The sequence below is a fragment of the Terrirubrum flagellatum genome, from assembly GCF_022059845.1.
GTDB lineage: Bacteria > Pseudomonadota > Alphaproteobacteria > Rhizobiales > Beijerinckiaceae > Terrirubrum > Terrirubrum flagellatum.
In genome coordinates, this window is the sequence record NZ_CP091851.1 from 5,412,025 (window position 1) to 5,431,487 (window position 19,463).

21 protein-coding genes are annotated in these 19,463 nt (G+C 62.7%); 14 read left to right on the forward strand and 7 right to left on the reverse strand.

The genetic code is table 11. From position 1 onward, the window contains the following. Positions 1-432: 432 nt before the first annotated feature. Positions 433-1,353: a LysR family transcriptional regulator gene (locus L8F45_RS26420; RefSeq protein ID WP_342360805.1), complete on the reverse strand. Its 921-nt coding sequence runs from the start codon at positions 1,351-1,353 to the stop codon at positions 433-435. A gap of 136 nt (positions 1,354-1,489) precedes the next feature. Here L8F45_RS26420 and L8F45_RS26425 point away from each other — a divergent pair, with 136 nt between their 5' ends. The 13 genes from L8F45_RS26425 to L8F45_RS26485 all read left to right on the forward strand — a co-directional run bounded on the left by L8F45_RS26425 (position 1,490) and on the right by L8F45_RS26485 (position 13,645). Further along, a complete protein-coding gene (locus L8F45_RS26425) occupies positions 1,490-2,557 on the forward strand; it encodes an alpha/beta fold hydrolase (RefSeq protein WP_342360806.1) in 1,068 nt (355 codons plus the stop codon). Continuing rightward, the gene (locus tag L8F45_RS26430; protein WP_342360807.1) at positions 2,558-3,409 is read left to right on the forward strand and encodes a class III extradiol dioxygenase family protein; all 852 of its coding nucleotides are present in this window, start codon (positions 2,558-2,560) and stop codon (positions 3,407-3,409) included. Positions 3,410-3,411: 2 nt separating this feature from the next. Beyond that, the gene (locus L8F45_RS26435; protein WP_342360808.1) at positions 3,412-3,729 is read left to right on the forward strand and encodes a YciI family protein; all 318 of its coding nucleotides are present in this window, start codon (positions 3,412-3,414) and stop codon (positions 3,727-3,729) included. 153 nt (positions 3,730-3,882) lie between these two features. Next, positions 3,883-4,965 (forward strand): aromatic ring-hydroxylating dioxygenase subunit alpha, encoded by a 1,083-nt coding sequence (locus L8F45_RS26440; protein WP_342360809.1) that lies wholly within the window; start codon positions 3,883-3,885, stop codon positions 4,963-4,965. Between the two features lie 4 nt (positions 4,966-4,969). Further along, positions 4,970-5,950: a PDR/VanB family oxidoreductase gene (locus tag L8F45_RS26445; RefSeq protein ID WP_342360810.1), complete on the forward strand. Its 981-nt coding sequence runs from the start codon at positions 4,970-4,972 to the stop codon at positions 5,948-5,950. Then, positions 5,947-6,726 carry a GntR family transcriptional regulator gene (locus L8F45_RS26450; RefSeq protein ID WP_342360811.1) on the forward strand — a complete coding sequence of 260 codons (780 nt, stop codon included), beginning with the start codon at positions 5,947-5,949 and terminating at the stop codon, positions 6,724-6,726. Before L8F45_RS26445 ends, L8F45_RS26450 begins: the two co-directional genes overlap by 4 nt. Positions 6,727-6,751: 25 nt before the next feature. Beyond that, on the forward strand, positions 6,752-7,921 hold the full coding sequence (locus L8F45_RS26455; protein WP_425329968.1) for an ABC transporter substrate-binding protein: 1,170 nt from the start codon (positions 6,752-6,754) through the stop codon (positions 7,919-7,921). Between the two features lie 159 nt (positions 7,922-8,080). Next, positions 8,081-9,181, forward strand: coding sequence for a 5-methyltetrahydropteroyltriglutamate--homocysteine S-methyltransferase (locus L8F45_RS26460; protein ID WP_342360812.1), 1,101 nt, complete (start codon positions 8,081-8,083; stop codon positions 9,179-9,181). Between the two features lie 190 nt (positions 9,182-9,371). Next, entirely contained in the window at positions 9,372-10,223 is an 852-nt protein-coding gene (locus L8F45_RS26465; protein ID WP_342360813.1) for a transporter substrate-binding domain-containing protein, read from the forward strand. An 80-nt stretch (positions 10,224-10,303) separates the two neighbouring features. After that, positions 10,304-10,966, forward strand: coding sequence for an amino acid ABC transporter permease (locus L8F45_RS26470; RefSeq protein ID WP_342360814.1), 663 nt, complete (start codon positions 10,304-10,306; stop codon positions 10,964-10,966). After that, a complete protein-coding gene (locus L8F45_RS26475) occupies positions 10,963-11,766 on the forward strand; it encodes an amino acid ABC transporter ATP-binding protein (protein ID WP_342360815.1) in 804 nt (267 codons plus the stop codon). The genes L8F45_RS26470 and L8F45_RS26475 overlap by 4 nt, the downstream gene beginning before the upstream one ends. Beyond that, positions 11,763-12,521: an SDR family NAD(P)-dependent oxidoreductase gene (locus tag L8F45_RS26480; RefSeq protein ID WP_342360816.1), complete on the forward strand. Its 759-nt coding sequence runs from the start codon at positions 11,763-11,765 to the stop codon at positions 12,519-12,521. The genes L8F45_RS26475 and L8F45_RS26480 overlap by 4 nt, the downstream gene beginning before the upstream one ends. Further along, positions 12,518-13,645 carry an enolase C-terminal domain-like protein gene (locus L8F45_RS26485; protein WP_342360817.1) on the forward strand — a complete coding sequence of 376 codons (1,128 nt, stop codon included), beginning with the start codon at positions 12,518-12,520 and terminating at the stop codon, positions 13,643-13,645. The genes L8F45_RS26480 and L8F45_RS26485 overlap by 4 nt, the downstream gene beginning before the upstream one ends. Before the next feature lie 9 nt (positions 13,646-13,654). Here L8F45_RS26485 and L8F45_RS26490 read toward each other — a convergent pair whose 3' ends face one another. The 6 genes from L8F45_RS26490 to L8F45_RS26515 are packed head-to-tail and all read right to left on the reverse strand — an operon-like array spanning position 13,655 to position 18,431. Further along, complete coding sequence (locus L8F45_RS26490) at positions 13,655-14,485, reverse strand: carbohydrate ABC transporter permease (RefSeq protein WP_342360818.1); 831 nt, start codon at positions 14,483-14,485, stop codon at positions 13,655-13,657. 1 nt (position 14,486) lies between these two features. Then, a complete protein-coding gene (locus L8F45_RS26495) occupies positions 14,487-15,350 on the reverse strand; it encodes a carbohydrate ABC transporter permease (protein ID WP_342360819.1) in 864 nt (287 codons plus the stop codon). A gap of 41 nt (positions 15,351-15,391) precedes the next feature. Beyond that, positions 15,392-16,633, reverse strand: coding sequence for an ABC transporter substrate-binding protein (locus L8F45_RS26500; protein ID WP_342360820.1), 1,242 nt, complete (start codon positions 16,631-16,633; stop codon positions 15,392-15,394). 36 nt (positions 16,634-16,669) lie between these two features. Further along, positions 16,670-17,809 carry a mannonate dehydratase gene (locus tag L8F45_RS26505; RefSeq protein WP_342360821.1) on the reverse strand — a complete coding sequence of 380 codons (1,140 nt, stop codon included), beginning with the start codon at positions 17,807-17,809 and terminating at the stop codon, positions 16,670-16,672. Beyond that, positions 17,806-17,976: a hypothetical protein gene (locus L8F45_RS26510; protein ID WP_342360822.1), complete on the reverse strand. Its 171-nt coding sequence runs from the start codon at positions 17,974-17,976 to the stop codon at positions 17,806-17,808. The genes L8F45_RS26505 and L8F45_RS26510 overlap by 4 nt, the downstream gene beginning before the upstream one ends. A 17-nt stretch (positions 17,977-17,993) precedes the next feature. Continuing rightward, the gene (locus tag L8F45_RS26515) at positions 17,994-18,431 is read right to left on the reverse strand and encodes a VOC family protein (RefSeq protein ID WP_342360823.1); all 438 of its coding nucleotides are present in this window, start codon (positions 18,429-18,431) and stop codon (positions 17,994-17,996) included. 162 nt (positions 18,432-18,593) lie between these two features. Here L8F45_RS26515 and L8F45_RS26520 point away from each other — a divergent pair, with 162 nt between their 5' ends. Continuing rightward, complete coding sequence (locus L8F45_RS26520) at positions 18,594-19,385, forward strand: IclR family transcriptional regulator (protein ID WP_342360824.1); 792 nt, start codon at positions 18,594-18,596, stop codon at positions 19,383-19,385. Positions 19,386-19,463: the final 78 nt, after the last annotated feature.

Genomic DNA, 19,463 nt, shown 5'->3' on the forward strand with positions numbered 1-19,463 from the left:
CTTCGCGTCTTGCGAGATCGATTTTGTTTGAGGTTGAGCGGCGCTATCTGCTCTCCGGCCACAAGGCGGAGAGCGATAAGCCCGCCGCCGGTTATTTGTTCGGAATCAGCCGACTATTCGGCATTGCAAGGCGCAATGCCGCGCCGGGATAGACGCCGTTCACACGCGCAAGAGCGCACACGCACGGTCGAGCTAACGACCGTATGGCGCAGAGCGCGTAGCTGGCGTTTGATGCGATAGCGCGCATCGGTTCCTCGGCGAATTCCGCAGCCTTAAAGGCAGTCAGATTTAGGGCGCGGCTTTTCTCAGATTTCCGCTACGTCGTCAATCGAGATTTGCGCTTCGCGAACGGATTTCCATCAGCGACGCGCGCGTGATCGCGGAAAGCATGTTGATCCGCGCGTCCTAAAAAAGCTGATTGAGGCTTCTTTTTCAGCTCGCAGCAAGACCCAACTCGTTCGCCGGCGTCGCGAAAGCGCGGACGACGAAGCGGCGAAGCTCGTCGCCGAGCGGCGACAGCGGCGAGCTGCGTTTGGAGACGATGCCGATCTGGCGAACGACGCCGGGATTGCGGAGGGCGATCGCTTTCAGTCCCGCAAGCTTGAACGAGTCCAGCGCAAGCTCAGGCACCACGGTCATCGCGAGGCCGGCTCTCACGAACGCGACCGCAGTTCCGATATGCTGCACCTCATAGGCCCAGTTGAGATTTTCGCGCCGGCTGCCCAGCGCATCGTCAATCATCATGCGGTTGCCGGTATGCGGGCTGACGCGCACGAGCGGCGAGTCCTCGATGTCAGTCCAGCTTACCGACGCCTGCGCGGCCAGTGGATGGTCATCCTGGCAGACGAGCACAAATGGTTCGCGCGCCAACAGTTCGATATCGAAATCCCAACGATGCGCCGCGACCAGCGTGATTCCGAATTCAATTGCGCCTGTATCGACATGCTCGGCGATCTCGGTGGCGGAATTGTCGTAGACCCTGACATTCACGTCGGGATGAGCATTGCGGAAGGCGCGCAGCGCAGCGGGCAGCCGGCCGGCGGCGATGGTCGGCAGGCAGCCGATCGCGATGCGCTGCTGTCTCACATTGCCGCCCTGACGGAGCTCCAGCAGGGAGGCGCCAAGTCCATCGATCATGTCGCGGACCTTGGGCAGCAATTCGAGACCGGCCGGCGTCAGCGACACTTCCCGCGTCGTGCGCGAAAGCAGCCGCACGCCAAGATCATCCTCGAGCTTGCGGATGCGATGGCTGAGCGCGGTCTGGGACAGATTCAGGTGAGCGGCGGCCTGCTGGAAGCTGCCGCGTTGGGCGATGGCGAGGAAAGCCTGAAGGCCGAGAAAGTCGATTCGCATGATGGATAGGCTTCTGGACTGCGCAAGGCGCGCTTGATCATGCAACTAATTCATGAAAGGCGCCAAATAAACCATTTGCTTCACTTTTGGCCTTTCCCGCATCTCTCGCGCGAGTTTCAGGATTGGGACGCGCCTCGTGAGGATCATTCTCATCCCCGGCCTTCTCTGCGACGCCAGCGTCTGGACGGCGCAGGTCGCGGCGCTGCGGCCGCACGCGGAGGTCGTGGTCGCCGACGTCTCCCGTCAGTCCTCGATTCCCGACATGGCGCGCCATGCTCTCGCGCTGCGTGACGGTCCGCTTGTCGTCATCGGGCATTCCATGGGCGCGCGCGTCGCGCTCGCGATGGTGGAGCAAGCGCCCGAGCGGATCGAGCGGCTTGCGCTGCTGGACACGGGCGCCCATCCCCGCCGCTTCGGCGAGGAGACGACGCGTCAGGTCCTCGTCGATCTCGCTCATGCCGAAGGCATGGCTGCGCTCGCCGATCGCTGGCTGCCGCCGATGGTCCATGAGGCGCGCATGAGCGACGCTGCGCTCATGGCGCCGCTGAAGGCCATGGTGATGCGCGCATCGCCGGAGCAGCACGAACGCCAGATCCGCGCGCTGCTCGATCGACCGGATGCGCGGCCGCTTTTGCAGCGCATCGCATGTCCGACGCTGGTGATGGTGGGGCGGCAGGATCGCTGGAGCCCGCTCGCGCAGCATGAAGAGATCGCGGCGGCGATCCCAGGCGCCGAGTTCGTGGTGATCGAAGACAGCGGCCACATGGCGCCGGTGGAGCAGCCTGATCAGGTTTCGCGCGCACTGATGCGTTGGCTCGGATTTGACAGGGCGCAGACATCGCAGGGCGAGAAAATGATGAATGCGAACGACACTCAGGATTGCATCCCGGAGACGATGATCTTCGAGCGCAAGCGCTCGCTGCGCGGCTATCGCATCAACAAGATGGCGATGGGTCTGACGCAGCCGGAGAATCGCGAGGCTTTCCGCGCCGATGAGAGCTCTTATCTCGATCGCTTCGGGCTGAATGCTGAAGAGAAGAAGGCCGTGATGTCGCGCGACTGGCGCGAGATGGTCAGGCTCGGCGGCAATCTCTTCTTCATCCTGAAGATCTCGGCGGTTGATCCCGTGCGCATCACCGAGATCGGCGCGCATCAGGCGGGCATGGATCACGAGACCTTCCTTCGCGAGCGACTGGGGAAATAAATGGCGAAGCTCATTGGAGGACTGGGCGCCTCGCATGTGCCCTCGATCGCTGTCGCGATCGACAAGGGATTACGCGAAACCGCTGACTGGAAGCCGTTTTTCGACGGCTGCGTTCCCGGACAGGATTGGGTGCGCGCTGAAAAGCCCGACATCGCCATCGTGGTCTTCAACGATCACGGCAATTCCTTCTTTCTCGACAAGGTGCCGACCTTCGCGGTCGGCTGCGCCGAGACTTACAAGCCCGCCGATGAAGGCTGGGGGCGGCGGCCGGTTCCGGATTTCGCCGGCGATGTCGATTTCTCCTGGCATCTCGTCGACACGCTGGTCGAGAACAGATTCGATCCGATGATCTGCCAGGAGATCGATGTCGATCACGGCATCCAGGTGCCGATGGAGCTGTTCTTCGGTCGGCCGGAAGCCTGGCCGGTGAAGGTCGTGCCGATCTTCGTCAATGTGATCCAGCATCCTATTCCGTTGCCGAGCCGCTGCTACGAGATGGGCCGCGTGCTCCGGCGCGCGATCGAAAGCTATGCCGGGGATGAGAAGATCGTCGTGATCGGCACCGGCGGCCTGTCGCATCAACTGCAGGGCGCGCGCGCCGGCTTCGTCAATCCGCCGGCGGACAAGGCGTTCCTGCGCGATATCGCGATCGATCCCGACAAGCTCGCAGCTATGTCACGCGAACAATATGTCGAGATGTTCGGCAGCGAAGGCGCCGAACTCATGATGTGGCTTGTGATGCGCGGCGCGATGGATCGCGATGTCGAGGTCAGGCACACCCATTATTACGTGCCGGCCTCGATGACGGGCGCCGGCATGATCGTGCTCGAAAATCTCAAGCAGGCCGCCTGAGCATGGCTTACTGGCTGATGGTCTGCCGCCACAAGCCTGACGTTGAGGACCTGCGCGAGAAGACGCGCGAGGCGCATCGCGCGCATGTGGCGTCGGGCGGCGGAGGCGTCGCGCGCGTGCTGATCGGCAGCGCGCTGACGGAGGATGACGCCGCAACGGCGCTCGGCAATTTCGGCGTGCTGGAGGCGGACAGCCGCGAGGCGGCGATACGCTTTGCGGAAACCGATCCTTACGCGCTCGCGGGGATCGTCGCCGACGTGACCATCACGGCGTTGCCTGCGCGGTTTCCCGCAGGTCGCATTGATCCGATGAGCGTGTAATAACAGTATTTGTATGTTGAATACAGTATGAGAACAAGATAGGAGCATGTCGATGGTTTCTGGACATTTCTGTTGCTATTTAAGCTCGATTTTTGTATTCACTCCAAAAATATTGAAAGGTGATGTATACATCCTGCGTTTAGGGAGGTTGGAATGAGTGAGAGAAAGCCATTTCCGCTGAACGCCTGGTACGCAGCCGCCTGGGGTCGCGAGATCGCGCGGGAACTGGCTCCCCGAACCATCTGCGGCAAGGCGATGGTGCTCTATCGCAAGTCTGACGGAGAGGTCGCCGCGCTCGAGGACGCCTGCTGGCATCGGCTGCTGCCGCTGTCGCTCGGCCGGCTTGAGGGCGATCAAGTGGTGTGCGGCTATCACGGCCTCATCTTCAACGCCGAGGGCCGCTGCACCTACATGCCGGCGCAGAAAACCATCAATCCGTCAGCCTGCGTGCGCGCCTATCCCACCGCCGAGAAGCACCGGCTGGTCTGGGTCTGGCCGGGCGATCCCGCGCTCGCCGATCCCGCGAAGATTCCCGACTTCCACTGGAACGATGGTGATGAATGGGTGGGCGAAGGCGGGACCTTCTACAGCCTGCAATGCGACTACCGGCTGGTGATCGACAATCTCATGGATCTCACCCACGAGACCTATGTCCATGCCGGCAGCATCGGGGACGAAGCCATCACAAGCGCGCCGTTCGAGGCGACGCACACCGATCGCACGGCGACCATCACGCGCTGGATGATCAATATCGATCCGCCGCCCTTCTGGAAGAAGCAGCTTGGCAAGTCAGGCGCGCATGTCGACCGCTGGCAGATCATCCGCTTCGAGGCGCCCTCGACCGTCGTCGGCGATGTCGGCGTCGCTGTCACCGGAACCGGCGCGCCGCAGGGCGATCGTTCGCAAGGCGTCAATGGCGCGTTCCTCGCCGCGATCACGCCCGAGACAGACAAGAGTTGCCATTATTTCTGGAATTTCGTGCGCACCTTCCGGCGCGATGACGAACAGCTCACGCGCGATATCAACACGGCGCATGTGAATGACGGGCATGGCGTCTATGATCAGGATCACGCCGTGCTCGAAGCGCAGCAGAAGGCGATTGACGTCAATCCGCGCCTGCCCTTCTATAATCTCAATATCGACGCCGGCGCCTTGTGGGCGCGCCGGCTGATCGACGATCTCCTCGACGCCGAGCAGGGGCGGGCGCCCCAATCGCAGGCGCAGGCGGCGGAATAGGGCGATGGCGTCGACCCCGATCGAATGGCGCCAGGCGACATTGCGCGGAACGCGCGACGTCGCGCGTGATATCAGGCTTTTCGAAATCGAGCCGTCTGGACCGTTCGTCGCGCCGACTCCCGGCGCGCATATCAATGTGACGGTCCATGTCGACGGCCGCGCCGACAAGCGCTCTTATTCGGTCGTCGGCCCCTGCCACGATGGCGTCTATCGCATCGCGGTGAAGCTTTTGCCGGATTCGCGCGGCGGCTCGCGCTATATGTGGAGTCTGTCGCCAGGCGCGCGGCTGACGATTTCGACCCCGGGCAACCATTTCGAACTCGGACGGAGAAGGCCGCAATATACTTTGCTTGCCGGCGGCATCGGCGTGACGCCGATCTATTCGATGGCGCTGGCGCTCATGCAATCGGGCGCCGATTTCCGCATGCTTTACGCCTGTCGCAGCCGAGACGACGCGGCCTTCGCCGAAGAGCTGCGTGAGAAGATCGGCGACAGACTCGAATTGTTCGTCGATGAGGAGGGCGGTCGCGTTGATCTTGACGCTGCGATCGCGCGTCTTGCGCCCGGCGGCGAATTCTATGTCTGCGGGCCGCTCGGCATGCTCGAAGCGGCGAAGCGCGCGTGGGCGCATAGCGGCCGGCCCGTTGATCAATTGCGCTTCGAGACGTTTGGCGCCAGCGGCCGTTTCGCCTCGACGCCCTTCACCGTGAAAATCCCGCGCCTCGGCGTCGAGATCGAGGTTCCTGTCAATCAGTCCATGCTCGACGCGATGGAGGCGGCCGGCGTCGCTATGATTTCCGATTGTCGGCGCGGCGAGTGTGGGCTCTGCGCGCTGCGCATTCTCAACGCTGAGGGTATTGTCGATCATCGCGACTTCTTCTTCAGCGATGAGGAGAAGGCCGAGAACGCCAAACTCTGCACCTGCGTTTCGCGCCTGGCGGGCGGCGTGCTGACCATCGACACCGCCGACAGGATCGCCGCATGAGCGCGCCAACCGCTTCCGCAGTCGATATCGACGAAACCTCCGGCGACCGCTCGCTCTCGCAAACGCTGAAGGCGCAGATTCTCCTGCGCAAGCTGCTGCTCAGCGGCGAGATTTCGCCGGGCGAGCGGGTGTCCGAACCACAGATGGTCGTCCGTCTCGGCGTTTCCCGCACGCCGGTTCGCATGGCGCTGGTGCGCTTGGAGGAAGAGGGGCTGCTCGAGGCGATCCCGTCCGGCGGCTTCGCTGTCAAGGCGTTCGACGAACGCGAGATGTTCGAGGCGATCGAGATTCGCGGCACGCTCGAAGGGCTCGCTGCGCGGTTCGCGGCCGAGCGCGGCGTCTCTCTTCTCGAACTCGATCGCGCGTCGGCCGTGCTCGATCAGCTCGACGAGGTCTTGAGGGCGGGCGATGGCGTCGACCTCTCTCGTTATGTCGAGCTCAATGCGCGCTTTCACGACATGCTGACCGATTTCTCGGACAGCGAAGCGCTGACGCGCCAGATCCAGCGCGCCAACGCGCTGCCCTTCGCGTCGCCAAGCGCGCTTGTTCTCGTTCAGAAGGGCGGCGCGGACGCTCCGCCGATCCTGCTCGTCGCGCAGGATCAGCATCGCTGCGTGCTGACCGCGATCCGCCGCCGCGAAGGCGCGCGCGCCGAGGCGATCATGCGGGAGCATGCGCGCATCGCGCATCGCAATCTCGAATATGCGCTCGCCAATCAACCAATCATGGAGCTTATTCCGGGAGCCGCGCTAATCAGACGACGCCCCGGCAGATAACAATATTCCAAGGGAGGAGCTGGAAATGAAGAAAATGATTTTAGCCGCTACGGCCTTGTTCGGTCTGGTGGCGTCGGCGGGCGCGGGCTTCGCGCAGGAGACGATCAAGATCGGACTTATCCTGCCGATGACGGGTCCGTTCGCCTCCACCGGCCGTCAGGCGGAAGCGGGCGCGAAGCTTTATCTTGCCCAGCATGGCGACGCGATCGCCGGCAAGAAAATTGAGCTCGTGCTGAAGGACGACACCGGCGTCGCCGACGTCACCAAGCGCATCGCGCAGGAATTGATCATCAACGACAAGGTGACCGCGCTTGCGGGCTTCGGGCTAACGCCGCTTGCGCTCGCGACAGCGCCTCTCGCCACGCAGGCCAAGACTCCCGCCGTGGTGACGGCGGCGGCCACTTCGATCATCACGGATCAGTCGCCTTATATCGCGCGCACCTCCTTCACTGCGGCGCAAGCGACCGTGCCGCTGGCGGAATGGGCGGCCAAGAACGGCATCAAGCGCGTGACGACCATCGTCTCCGATTACGGTCCGGGCATCGATGTCGAGAAGGCCTTTACAGAGACTTTCACCAAGGCCGGCGGACAGGTCGAGAATCTGCGGGTGCCGCTCGCCAATCCGGATTTCGCGCCCTTCCTGCAGAAGATATCAGACGCGAAGCCTGATGCGCTGCTCGCCTTCGTGCCGTCAGGCGTCGGCGCGCAATTCATGCGCCAATATGTCGAACGCGGCCTCGACAAGAGCGGCATCCGCTTTCTCGCCGAAGGCAGCGTCACCGACGATGATCTTCTGAACGGCGTCGGCGATGTCGCGCTTGGCGCGATCACCTCGCATCACTATTCCGCCGCGCATGACAGCCCGGAGAACAAGGCGTTCGTGAAAGCGTTCGCGGAGAAGAACAACGGCATGCGACCGAATTTCATGGGCGTCGGCGCCTATGACGGCATGCATCTCATCATTGAAGCGCTGAAGAAAACCAACGGGCAGGGCGGCGAAGCATTGATCGCCGCGATGAAGGGGCTGAGCTGGACGAGTCCGCGCGGGCCTGTCTCGATCGACCCTGAAACGCGCGACATCATCCAGAACATCTATATCCGCAAGGTCGAGCGCGTCGACGGCCAGCTCTACAATGTCGAGATCGCGACGACGCCTTCACTGAAGGACCCGGTGAAAGAAGCGCGCAAGAAGTGAGCTTGGCGCCGCATCGCTGATTCCTCCGTCGATCGATGCGACTTCCAGCCAGATGAAATGGCGCGGCGACCGTCAGGGGCATGCCTGCGCGACCGCCGCTCCAGAGATGACGACCGCGGACCCAATCAAGATCGAACCTGCATGATAAAGGAGAATCCGATGAAGCGCGCCAAGCCGCCGTTTCGCGCCGACATGGTCGGCAGCCTGCTGCGCACCGCGCCGTTGAAGGAGGCGCGCGAGAAGCGCGCCAAGGGCGAAATCTCAGCGGAAGCGTTGCGCGAGATCGAGGATCAGGAGATCCGCAAAATCATCAAGCGTCAGGAGGAGATCGGGCTGCAGGCGGTGACCGACGGTGAATTTCGGCGCGCCTACTGGCATTTCGATTTTCTTGAGCAGCTCGATGGCGTCACATCGATCGACGGCGACTCCGGCATGAATTTCAAAGGCGGCGTCGGCGTTCCCAAGGCGTTGCGCGTCACGGGGAAGGTCGGTTTCTCGGGCCATCCCATGATCGATCACTTCCGCTTCGTGAAAGACAACACCAGCCGCGTCGCGAAGATGACCATTCCCGGTCCAAGCATGCTGCACTATCGCGGCGGCCGGAAGATGATCAACATGGGGCTTTATCCCGAGATGGACGCCTTCTACGCCGATGTGGGCGCGGCCTACGCCAAGGCGGTGAAGGCGTTCTATGACGCCGGTTGCCGTTATCTCCAGCTCGACGATATTTCCTTCGCCTATCTCTGCGATCCGGAACAGCGCAAGATGCTGGCCGATCGCGGCGACGATCCTGAACATCAGGCGGAGATCTATGCCGGCATGGTGCGGCGCGCGCTCGCCGACAAGCCCGATGATCTCACCATCACCATGCATCTTTGCCGCGGCAATTTCCGTTCGACCTTCATCGCGTCAGGGGGCTACGAGCCGGTCGCGGACACGCTCTTCAACGCGATGCCGGTCGACGGCTATTTCATGGAATGGGACACCGACCGCGCCGGCGGATTCGAGCCGCTGCGCTTCCTGCCGAAGGGCAAGCATGTGGTGCTTGGTCTCGTCACCTCCAAGACGGGCGAGCTTGAGACGAAGGACGCAGTCCACCGCCGCATCGATGAAGCGGCGAAGCACGCCGATCTCGATCAGCTCTGCCTCTCGCCGCAATGTGGCTTCGCCTCAACGCAGGAAGGCAACACGCTGGCCGAGGCCGAGCAGTGGGCGAAGCTCGAAATGATCGTCGACGTGGCCAGAGAGGTTTGGGGCTGATCGCTTTGGAGCGCGCCCCGGCTTCAGGGCGTGTTCCACAAAACGGAAATCGACTGTCCGGCTCCGCACGACGGCAAGGTCAGGCTGCGTGAAAATGCGGCGGAATCCGCCCTGAATTAGGGACTTCCGGTCCGGCGGGCTATCCCGTAGGTAGTCAGCCAGCGAACGGCCAGTCACAAGGGGGATCATCATGGTTTCGCGCAGGGATATCGCAACGATCGTGGGAGCGGGCGCGCTCGGCGCCATGACGGTCGGCCTCGCGTCGCCGGCGGTCGCCCAGACGCCTCCGGCGGCGGAGACGACTTTCGACCGCATCCGTCGCACCAAGAAGCTGCGCATCGGCGCCATTCCGGGCGGCGCGCCCTACTACGACAAGGATATCTCCTCGGGGAAATGGCGCGGATTCTATATCGACATCTGCAAGGCGCTGGCTGAAGAGCTCGAGGCTGAACTCGACATCATCGAGACGACATGGGGCAACTCGGTCCTCGACCTCCAGTCGAACAAGGTCGACATCTTCTTTGGCCTCAATCCGACGCCCAAGCGCGCGCTGGTCATCGATTTCTCGGTGCCCTGCTTCAACAACGCCTTCAGCTTCATCACCAAGAAGGACTTCAAGCCGAAGAGCTGGGCGGAGCTCAACAGCCCCGACATTCGCATTGCGGTGGACGCTGGCTCCTCGCATGATCAGGTCGTGACCCGGCTGGCGCCAAAAGCGCAGATCACGCGCCTCAAGACTGCGGACGATGCGACCGCCGCCTTGCAGGCCGGTCGCGTTGACGCGCAGTGCCTCGTCTTCGTTCTCGCTCTGACGGTGCTGAAGAAGAATTCGTCGCTTGGCCAGTTTATGCTGCCGACGCCGATCTTCTCGACCACCTCGAACGCCGGCTTCCGTCGCGAGGCTGACAAGACGTGGCGCGATTTCGTCAATACCTGGATCGACTTCAATCGTGGCCTCGGCTTCATCCGCTCGGCGATCATCACCAACATGGAGCTGGTTGGCGTAACGGAGGCTGATTTCCCGCCGGGCGTATCGATCTGAGCTGGCGCTTCGTTTAGAGCGCAAAGGGAGCCGCAGCGTCCTCGGCGCCGCGGCTCCGGACGCAGGAAGCGGAACGGCTTATGTATCAGTGGGATTTTTCGATCCTGTGGAGCTATCGCTGGCTCCTGCTGAACGGTCTTGGCGTCACCGTCGCGTTCACGGCGGCGATTGTCGCGCTTGGCCTCGTCGCCGGTCTTATCGCCGCAATGGGCAGCCTCTCGCGATATGCCGGCGTTCGCCTGATAGCGCTGGGCTTCGTGGAGCTGTTCCGCTGCACGCCGATCCTGGTGCAGCTCATCTGGTGCTATTACGCGCTGCCTATTCTCGCCGGCGTCGAGATGACGCCGGTCACAGCATCGCTTCTCGCATTGTCGCTTTATGGCGGCTCGTTCTACGCCGAGATCATTCGCGGCGGCATCGTCTCGATTGATTCCGGCCAGAGTGAAGCGGGCGCGGCGCTCGGCATGTTGCCGAGCCAGACCATGCGGCGCATCGTGCTGCCCCAGGCGATCAAGCGCATGATCCCGGCGCTGATGAATCAGTCGATCATCCAGTTCAAGAACACCTCGCTGGTTTCCGTTCTGGCGGTGCCTGATCTCGTCTATCAGAGCCAGATCGCCGCCCATGACAGCTTCCGCCCGCTGGAGACCTATACGGCGGTCGCAGTCGCCTATTTCATCATCCTGTTCCCGCTCACCATCCTCGTCCGTTATGGCGAGAAGCGTCTGGCGGTGAGCGGATGAGCGCGGCCGCCTCACCTGGAGCGAAGGTCGAGATCGCATCGATCCGCAAACGCTTCGGCAAGCTCGAAGTCCTCAGGGATATCAGCCTCGCCGTGCAGCCCGGCGGCGTGGTCGCTCTGATCGGCCCTTCGGGCTCGGGAAAATCGACGCTGCTTCGCTGCATCAATCTGCTCGTCGCCCCCGATGGCGGAACCATCCGCGTGGGCGACTCGCGCTTCGAGTTCGGACGCGGCCATTCGGCGCCGAGTGCGCGCACGCTTGCGTCGTTTCGCGCGCGCACGGGGATGGTCTTCCAGCACTTCAATCTGTTCCCGCACATGACCGCGCTGCAAAATGTGATGGAGGCGCCTGTCATCGTCCGCAAGATGTCGAAACCGGATGCGGAGAGATTGGCGCGCGCGCAGCTTGAAAAGGTTGGTCTTGCCGATCGCGCAAATCAATATCCGAACACGTTGTCAGGCGGGCAAAAGCAGCGTGTGGCGATTGCGCGCGCTCTCGCGATGGAGCCCGACGTGATGCTGTTTGACGAGGCGACGTCGGCGCTTGATCCGGAACTCGTTGGCGAAGTGCTCGCCGTGATCCGCAAGCTGGCGTCTGAAGGAATGACGATGGTCATCGTCACACATGAGATCGCTTTCGCGCGCGAAGTCGCCGACCGGGTGGTGTTCATGCGCGACGGCGTGGTGGTGGAAGAAGGGCCGGCGCGCGCGGTGATCGACCGCCCGCGCGAAGCCGCGACCCGATCCTTTCTCAGCCATTTCCATCGCGGCGCGTCGCCGCCGCTGGATGCGTCGCCGTGAAGTCCGATCGCAAGCGCGTTTTTCTCATCACCGGCGCGGCGAGCGGCATCGGTCGCGCGACCGCCCTGCAATTGGCGGGTCCCGATGTGGGTCTTGCGCTGCATACGGGCTCCAACGCCGCCGGCCTCGAAGATGTCGCGCGCGAAGCGAGAGCGCGCGGCGCCGAAGTCATTTGCGGCGTTGGCGATCTTGCCAATGCGGATACGATTATGCGCCTCGTTCAAGAGGCTAGAGACGCGTTCGGCCAGCTCAATGCGCTTGCGCTCGTCGGTGGCGCGGCGCATCGCGGCGAGCCGTCCGCGCTCAGCGCTGAAAGCCTGCACAAGGCGGTCGATGAATCCGTGACTTCGCTTCTGCGGCTGACGGAGCTCGCGAAGCCGATGCTGAGGACAGCGAGCGATCCGCGCATCGTCGCCGTCTCGTCTTTCGTGGCGCATGTGATCCGGCCCGAATTCACGCCGTTCGCCGCGTCGGCCGCCAGCCGCGCCGCGCTGGAGGCGATGGTGAGATTGCTGGCGCGCGAACTGGCCGCGGACGGCGTGGTCGTGAATGCGGTTGCGCCGGGGCTGATCGAGAAGGATGCGGGCCATGCGGGCAAGCTCGATCCCGAGGCGATCGCGCGCGCACAGGCGGCCATTCCACTCAAGCGGCGCGGCCGCCCCGATGAGGTCGCAGCGGTGATCGCATTTCTTCTCTCGCCGGCCGCGTCCTACGTCACCGGCCAGATCTGGCACGTCAATGGAGGCCTGGCATGAGCGCCGCGACGATCGAGCGCTTCCGCCTCTTTCTGATCGAAAGTCCGATCAAGATGGCGCGCCTGCAAGGCGTCGGCAACGTCAAGGGCTCGGTCAAGCGCGTGCTGATCGAAATGACGGCGAGCGACGGCGTCGTCGGCTGGGGCGAAGCAGCGCCGTGGGAAGTCTTCACCGGAACAGCCGAAGCCGCGTTTGCGGCGCTCGACATCTATTTGCGCCCGATCATTCTGGGAAAGCCCGTGAAGCGCGTCCGCGCGCTGATGGCCGAGCTCGATCGCGCGATCGTCGGTCATGGCGAAGCCAAGGTCGCCGTGGAAATGGCGATGCTCGACATTGTCGGGAAGTCGAGCAGGCTGTCTGTTGCGGATTTGCTTGGCGGCCGCGTGCGCGACCGCATTCCATTGTCTTTCTCGATCGCCGATCCCGATTTCGCCGCCGACATGGATCGTATGCGGGCGATGGTCCCGCAGGGCAACGTCATCTTCAAGGTCAAGACGGGCGTCAAGCCGCACAGGGAAGACATCGCTCATCTCGAAGCGATGCGAAGCGAGTTCGGCGACCGAATCGATCTGCGCCTCGACTACAATCAGGCGCTCAAGCCTTTCGGCGCGATCAAGATTCTTCGCGATGTCGATCGTTTTGCGCCGACCTTCATCGAACAGCCGGTGCCGCGCGACAATCTCGACGCCATGGCGTCCTTTGTCGTGGCGCTCGACACGCCTGTTCTGGCGGATGAAAGCTGCTTTGACAGCCGCGATCTCATGGAGATCGTGCGCCTCAAGGCGGCGAACGCCATCTCCGTGAAACTCATGAAAGCCGGCGGCCTCCTGAAGGCGCAGGGGATCATGGCGATTGCGGATACTGCGGGTCTTCCAGGCTATGGCGGTACGCTCTGGGAAGGCGGGATCGCGCTTGCGGCAGGCACGCAGTTCATCGCGGCGACGCCGGGCGTTTCGCTGGGTTGCGAATTCTATATGCCGCATCACGTCCTGACCGAGGACGTGCTTGAAGAGCGCGTCGAAAATCGCGACGGCCATGTCATCGTGCCGAATGGGCCCGGGCTGGGCATTCGCGTCAGCGAAGCCTCGGTGCGCGCCAATGCGCGCATTCTCGCGGAGCGCTGAGAGCACCCGTCAACCCTTCGTCGCGCCGGCCGTGAGGCCATCGATGAAAAGCCGCTGCATCGCGAGAAACATTGCGATAACAGGCAATGTCATCAGCATCGATGCAGCCATGACGGCGCCCCAGTCGGTGTTGAATTCGGTCGAGAATTCGGAGAGGCCAATCGGGAGCGTCTTCGCGCGGCTGTCGGTTGCGAGGCAGAGCGCGAAGATGAATTCGTTCCAAGTGGTCACGAAAGCGTAGATCACGACGGCGACGATTCCCGGCAGCGAGAGCGGCAAAGTGATCCGCGTGAGGACGCCGACGCGGGATGCGCCATCGACAATGGCGGCTTCCTCAAGCTCGACGGGAATTGCGCTGAAATAGCCGATCAGCATCCAGACGCTGAGCGGCAATGTCAGAATGAGATAGACCAGGATCAGGCCAAGCCAGGTGTTGGCGAGGCCGAGCTTTCCCAGCACGATATAGAGCGGCACGATGATTGCCGCGGTCGGCAGCAACTGGCCAATCAGTACGAACGCCTCGCACCAGGCCTTTCCGGCGAACCGAAAGCGCGCGAAGCCATAGGCCGCAAAGATCGCCAGCGCGATCGCAATCACGGTCGAGCCCGTCGAGATGACGAGGCTGTTAAGAAAATAACGCGGAATGTTCGATTCCGTAAGCACCTTCCAATAATTCACGAAAGTCGGCGCCTGCGGCAGCCAGGCGGGCGGCACTGTATAAAGCTCGCGCAGCGTCTTGATCGATGACAGCGCCATCCAGGCGAACGGGAACAGGCTCGTTGCGACGGCCAGCGACACCGGCAGATAGATGAGGCGCGATCTTTGGCCGAGCGCCGCCATGTCAGGTCTCGCTCCGGCGGCCGAGCAGCCAGATATAGATCGCGATCAGAACAAGGACGACGCCGAAGAACATCACCGACAGCGCCGCGGCCTCGCCGAAGCGGAAGAACTCGAACGCCTGCTTGTAGATCTGGATCGGTGTGATCAACGAGCGGTTGGCGGGTCCGCCCTTGGTCATGGCGTAGATCAGCGTGATTCCATTCAGCCCCCAGATCAGCAGCAGCAGCGTGATCGCAAAGAGGATCGGCCTGAGATGTGGAATCATGACGTAGCGCACTTCGTCCATGAAGTTCGCGCCGTCCATACGGGCCGCCTCGTAGCGAGAATCTGGCACCGCCTGCAACCCGGCGAGCACCATCACTGCAACGAAGGGAAACATCTTCCACACATTCACTGCGATGAGAGACGGGAGCACAAGTTGCGGCGAGGTCAGCCACCCGACCGGCCCGTCGACGACGCCTGCGGTCTGCAGCATGTAATTCACGATTCCGAATTCGGAATGGAACATCCACGCCCAGGTCGTGGCGGCGACGATGCCGGGCACGATCCAGGGAACGAGGATCAGCGAGCGCGCCAGCCCACGGGCGCGGAATTTCTGGTTGAGCATGATGCCGACCGCTGCGCCGATCGTCATCTGCAGCACGAGCGAAGCGCCGACATAGTAGAAGGTGTTCCACAACGCGGCCAGCGTCACCGAGGAGGCGACGATGCGCTCATAGTTGCGCGAGCCGACATAGCGGCCGGAATCATCCATCGCGCTGAGCGCCGCCGTATGGAGCAGGGGATAGACGATGAGCAGCGCGAGCGCGAGCAGCGCCGGAAGCGCGAACAGAAAGCCCGTGCGTTGCGGATTTCTACTGCTCATGAAGACCGCGCGGCCCGGCATGCGGGCCGCGTCTTCTTCATTCAGTCGAGCAGCGATTTGATTTCGGACGCTGCGTCGTCCATCGCCTTTTGCGCCGTCGTTTCGCCCAGCAGTACGCGCTGGATATTGTTGAAATAGACCTGTGTGATCTGCACCCAGTTGCGATGCGGCGGCGCCGGACGGGCGAAGGGCAGCATTTCCTTGAACGCCTGAAGCTCGGGCGCCTGGAAGCGGGGCAGGCTCATGGATGATGTCCGCGCCGGAAACGTGTCGGTGTAGAAACCCATATTGTCGGTCTGGGCGAGGAAGGCGATGAGTTTCGCCGCGCCGTCCTTGTTCTTCGAGCCGGCGGGGACCACGAAAGTCCAGCCGCCCAGCAGCGCAGCAGGAGTTTTTCCCGGCGGCGTCGGGATTGGCATCACGCCGATTTCGATCGAGGGATTCTCTTTCTTGATGGAATCAAGATCGAACTGGCCGGACTGATATTGCGCGACCGTTCCCGCGATGAAGAGGCGACGCAACGCCGTGCCGTCATTCTGCAGCGTGGAAGGAGGAGAGACTTTCTCCTTTGTGAGCATGTTGGTGTAGAATTCGACCGCTTCGACCGCTGGCTTCTGATTGACGATCACTTGCTTCATGTCGTCGGAGAGCAACGAGCCGCCATTCATCCAGATGAAGGGAACGCTGCGGAAAGCGGTGTTGCCGAATTCCCCACCGCCGGTGATGCCAAAGCCATATTGCGGCTTGCCGTTGACCGTCTTGGTGAGCTTCTTCGCCACGTCGACCAACTCCGGCCATGTCTTCGGTGGCTTGGAAGGATCAAGGCCGGCCTCTTTGTAGGCGCCCTTGTTGTAATAGATCGCATGCGCCTCGATGCGGTAGGGAATGCCGTAGATCTTGCCGTCGAATTTCGAGAGATTGAGCGCGGCGGGCGCGAAATCGGCTGTGTCGATCTTGTTCCTCGCATAGATGTCGTCGAGCGGCATCAGCGCGCCGGTCGCGGCGAAGGGAATGTTCCAGCCATTCTGGATTTCGATGAGATCAGGCGGCGATCCTGATTTCAGCGCGACAAGCACCCTGTTCTGCAGGCCGTCCGACACCGTGACTTCAATCTTGACCTTGTCGCCCGGATTCGCCGCTTCGAATTTTTGAGCGAGCTCCCTGGCGCGCGCCTCGCCCCAGTTCGGCGCCCACCAGATGATGTCGGCGGCGCGCGCCGAGGTTCCGCCGAGCGCGAGCGCGGCGCCTGAAAGCCAGAGAGCGGATCGCGGAATTCCCTTCATTGGTCTCTCCCTTTTTCGGTTTTCCGATTGCGGCTCCTAGAGCTGTCGGGAGCCGAGCCGTTGGCTCCCCTTTGTCGAAATCAGATCGCGAGAGGCGTGAGCGATGCGCAGCGCGTCGGCGTTCACAATCAGCGCGCGCATGAAGCCGATCGCGTGCGCATGACCGGTATGCCAGGGCGAGGGGCAGGCGAGTTCCGGCACATGGTCGGGCACGAGCACGCCGTCGAATTCTTCTTCATGCAGGATGCGGACGATCTCAGCCATGTCGATATCGCCGTCATCGACGAAGGCTTCTTCGTAGCGGGGCACACGGCCCCGCACATTGCGGAAATGAACGTAAGCGATACGATCCATGCGCGCGAAGCGCCGCGTCGTCTCGTAGATGTCGCAGCCGGGCATTTCCTGCAGCGAGCCAATACAGAATTCGAGCTTGTTGGCCGGGCTATCGGAAATCGCCAGCAGGCGATCATATTTCTCCGGGCTGTTCACCAGCCGGCCAGAGCCGCGAACCATCTGGTCGGGTGGATCGTCGGGATGCGCGGCGAGCGTCACGCGCGCTTCTTCCGCGACCGGAAGGAGCTCGCGAAGAAAGCGCGCGAAGCGCTCCCACAATTCTTCTTCCGAGACGGAGACGGAAGGCGCGCCGGTCCGCGCATCGCGATAGCGCATGTTCCAGACCATCCCGTCGGGAATGCTCGCTGCGGGATCGATGGCCGAGCGATCATAGACGGTCGTCATCGCGCCGCCGCGACCTGACGGTCGGCGCGTCCAGCCCCAGACGCCGGCGATCGAGAAATTATATCCGATGCAGGGAATGCCGGCGCGGCCGGCGTCGCGGACAAGACGCTTCAACCCGTCGATCTGTTCGCGCCAAGTAGGACCATCGAGCAGAATGTCGGACCAGAAATTCGGCGAAAAATTCTCGAGCGCGGCGACGCGTAGGCCCTCTTCCGCGAGCATGGAGACGACGCTCGCCATCTCGTCATAGGTCCAGAGAGGCTCGGCGCTGCAATCGCCGAGGATGGGGCCGACTCCGCCCTTGAGATAAGCGGAGGCGTCGGCGCCACGACCATATTTCACGAGATGAATCACGACGTCGCGCACGCCGAGCTGCGCGGCGAAACGCGCGCCGTCGCGGCTGAGGAGATCGCCGAACAAGGTGAGGCCGGCCCTCACGAGCGCTTGTCCGAGCCCGGCATCGCCGCGACGCCGCTGGCGACGCCCTTCGTGTCCAGCGTCGCTTCGCCGACGCCATCGATCCCAGCGTCCGTGTAAAGCTTCACGAACACGACGTTCGTGCGCGAGGCGTTGGCGACGAAGACCTTTTGTCCCGTGATGCGCACTTTTCGCTCTCCGCGCTTCAGCCTCGCTTCTGTCGCAGCCGCGCCAGACCCTGGAACTGCAGACAGTCCGGCGCCATTTCCATGAGTTCGATGCGGTGCCCGTCGGGATCCTCGATCCAGGCCTGTCGATTGCCGTCCAGACCTGTCTTGAGCGGATTGGTCAGCGGGATTTCGAGTTTTGCCAGTTCTGCGACAGCGGCGTCGATATCGGAGACCTGAAGACAGATGTGGTTGAAGCCGACCGCCTCCTTGCCTGACGCGCGGTCTCCTTCGCCTTCCGGAAACACTTCGAGATATTGCGTCTCGGTGATGCGGAGATAGAGCAGCCACAATCGCCCATCGCGATCAAGCCGCAGCATCTCCTCGAAGCCGAGCTTGCCGACATAAAAATTGAGCGTGCGCGCGACATCCTTCACGCGGATCGCGACATGGCCGATCCCGACAATCGTCTGCATCCGGCTCCTCCCGTCCCACATCGCTTGCGACACTCATCGCGCCGTCGCTCCGCATGGACCGCACCCGCCGCCACGACTGCGCGTGGTTCATATTTGAACTGGCTGGTTCCGTAATTTGATTGTATGAACAGATGACGCCAAGTCAACGGAGCCGTTTCTTCCATGTCCCGCTCTGACGCGACCGATCCCATCGACCGGCATCGCATTCCCGCGATCGATCGGGCGATGGAGGTGCTTGGCCTGCTGGAGCGACGCGCGGCGGGCGCCAGCATCCGCGATCTCGTGGCGGCGCTCGCGCTGCCGCGCACCTCAGTCTATCGCATCCTCAATTCGCTGGAGACGCACGGCATGGTGCGTCGCGCCGGAGAGAGCGCTTATGCGCTTGGCCCGCGACTGCTGTCGCTTGCGGCGCGCGTCGCCGCAGAAGGCCAGCGCTATGACATCGCCGCCATCGCCGCGCCGCATCTGGAGCGATTGTCGCAGGCGACAGGCGAAGCGTGCAAGGTGTCGGCGCTCGATGGCGACGGCGTGCTCGTTCTTGCGGCGATGCAGGGCAATCGCGAATTCGCCCTGAGCGTGACGCCCGGACAAAAGCTGCCGCTGCACGCGGGCGCCGCGAGCAAGGCGTTGATGGCCTCGCTCGATGATGATGATCTCGAACGCGCTCTTGCGACGCCTCTGATTGCTTACACCAGCCGAACGTTCGCCGATCCGCGCCGCTTGCGCGCCGAACTCGCAAAGATCAGGCGGCAGGGATGGGCGGCGGACAAGGGCGAATATCAGCAAAGCGTGCATGCGTTCGCCGCGCCCATCCACGATTCCCACGGTCATGTGGTTGCGGCGCTCAGCGCGCCCTATCTCGCGGGATCGGAGGGTGGCCGCCTTGAGCAGATCAGGCTCGCGGTGATCGCAGCGGCGGCTGCGATCGGAGCGGATATTCCGGCGTCGGGCTGAAGCCGCGTCGTTGACCTGTTGCACGCCCGCGAATAGCGTCCTTATCCGAAACTCTCAGTTTCATATTTGAAACAACGC

What these genes read in the sequence shown, in the direction of transcription:
- L8F45_RS26455 (WP_425329968.1), top strand. Translation starts at nt 6,752, where the DNA reads ATGAAGAAAATGATTTTAGCCGCTACGGCCTTGTTCGGTCTGGTGGCG.
- L8F45_RS26445 (WP_342360810.1), top strand. Translation starts at nt 4,970, where the DNA reads ATGGCGTCGACCCCGATCGAATGGCGCCAGGCGACATTGCGCGGAACG.
- L8F45_RS26420 (WP_342360805.1), bottom strand. Translation starts at nt 1,353, where the DNA reads ATGCGAATCGACTTTCTCGGCCTTCAGGCTTTCCTCGCCATCGCCCAA.
- L8F45_RS26495 (WP_342360819.1), bottom strand. Translation starts at nt 15,350, where the DNA reads ATGAGCAGTAGAAATCCGCAACGCACGGGCTTTCTGTTCGCGCTTCCG.
- L8F45_RS26430 (WP_342360807.1), top strand. Translation starts at nt 2,558, where the DNA reads ATGGCGAAGCTCATTGGAGGACTGGGCGCCTCGCATGTGCCCTCGATC.
- L8F45_RS26515 (WP_342360823.1), bottom strand. Translation starts at nt 18,431, where the DNA reads ATGCAGACGATTGTCGGGATCGGCCATGTCGCGATCCGCGTGAAGGAT.
- L8F45_RS26460 (WP_342360812.1), top strand. Translation starts at nt 8,081, where the DNA reads ATGAAGCGCGCCAAGCCGCCGTTTCGCGCCGACATGGTCGGCAGCCTG.
- L8F45_RS26435 (WP_342360808.1), top strand. Translation starts at nt 3,412, where the DNA reads ATGGCTTACTGGCTGATGGTCTGCCGCCACAAGCCTGACGTTGAGGAC.
- L8F45_RS26500 (WP_342360820.1), bottom strand. Translation starts at nt 16,633, where the DNA reads ATGAAGGGAATTCCGCGATCCGCTCTCTGGCTTTCAGGCGCCGCGCTC.
- L8F45_RS26470 (WP_342360814.1), top strand. Translation starts at nt 10,304, where the DNA reads ATGTATCAGTGGGATTTTTCGATCCTGTGGAGCTATCGCTGGCTCCTG.
- L8F45_RS26485 (WP_342360817.1), top strand. Translation starts at nt 12,518, where the DNA reads ATGAGCGCCGCGACGATCGAGCGCTTCCGCCTCTTTCTGATCGAAAGT.
- L8F45_RS26475 (WP_342360815.1), top strand. Translation starts at nt 10,963, where the DNA reads ATGAGCGCGGCCGCCTCACCTGGAGCGAAGGTCGAGATCGCATCGATC.
- L8F45_RS26440 (WP_342360809.1), top strand. Translation starts at nt 3,883, where the DNA reads ATGAGTGAGAGAAAGCCATTTCCGCTGAACGCCTGGTACGCAGCCGCC.
- L8F45_RS26465 (WP_342360813.1), top strand. Translation starts at nt 9,372, where the DNA reads ATGGTTTCGCGCAGGGATATCGCAACGATCGTGGGAGCGGGCGCGCTC.
- L8F45_RS26450 (WP_342360811.1), top strand. Translation starts at nt 5,947, where the DNA reads ATGAGCGCGCCAACCGCTTCCGCAGTCGATATCGACGAAACCTCCGGC.
- L8F45_RS26520 (WP_342360824.1), top strand. Translation starts at nt 18,594, where the DNA reads ATGTCCCGCTCTGACGCGACCGATCCCATCGACCGGCATCGCATTCCC.
- L8F45_RS26490 (WP_342360818.1), bottom strand. Translation starts at nt 14,485, where the DNA reads ATGGCGGCGCTCGGCCAAAGATCGCGCCTCATCTATCTGCCGGTGTCG.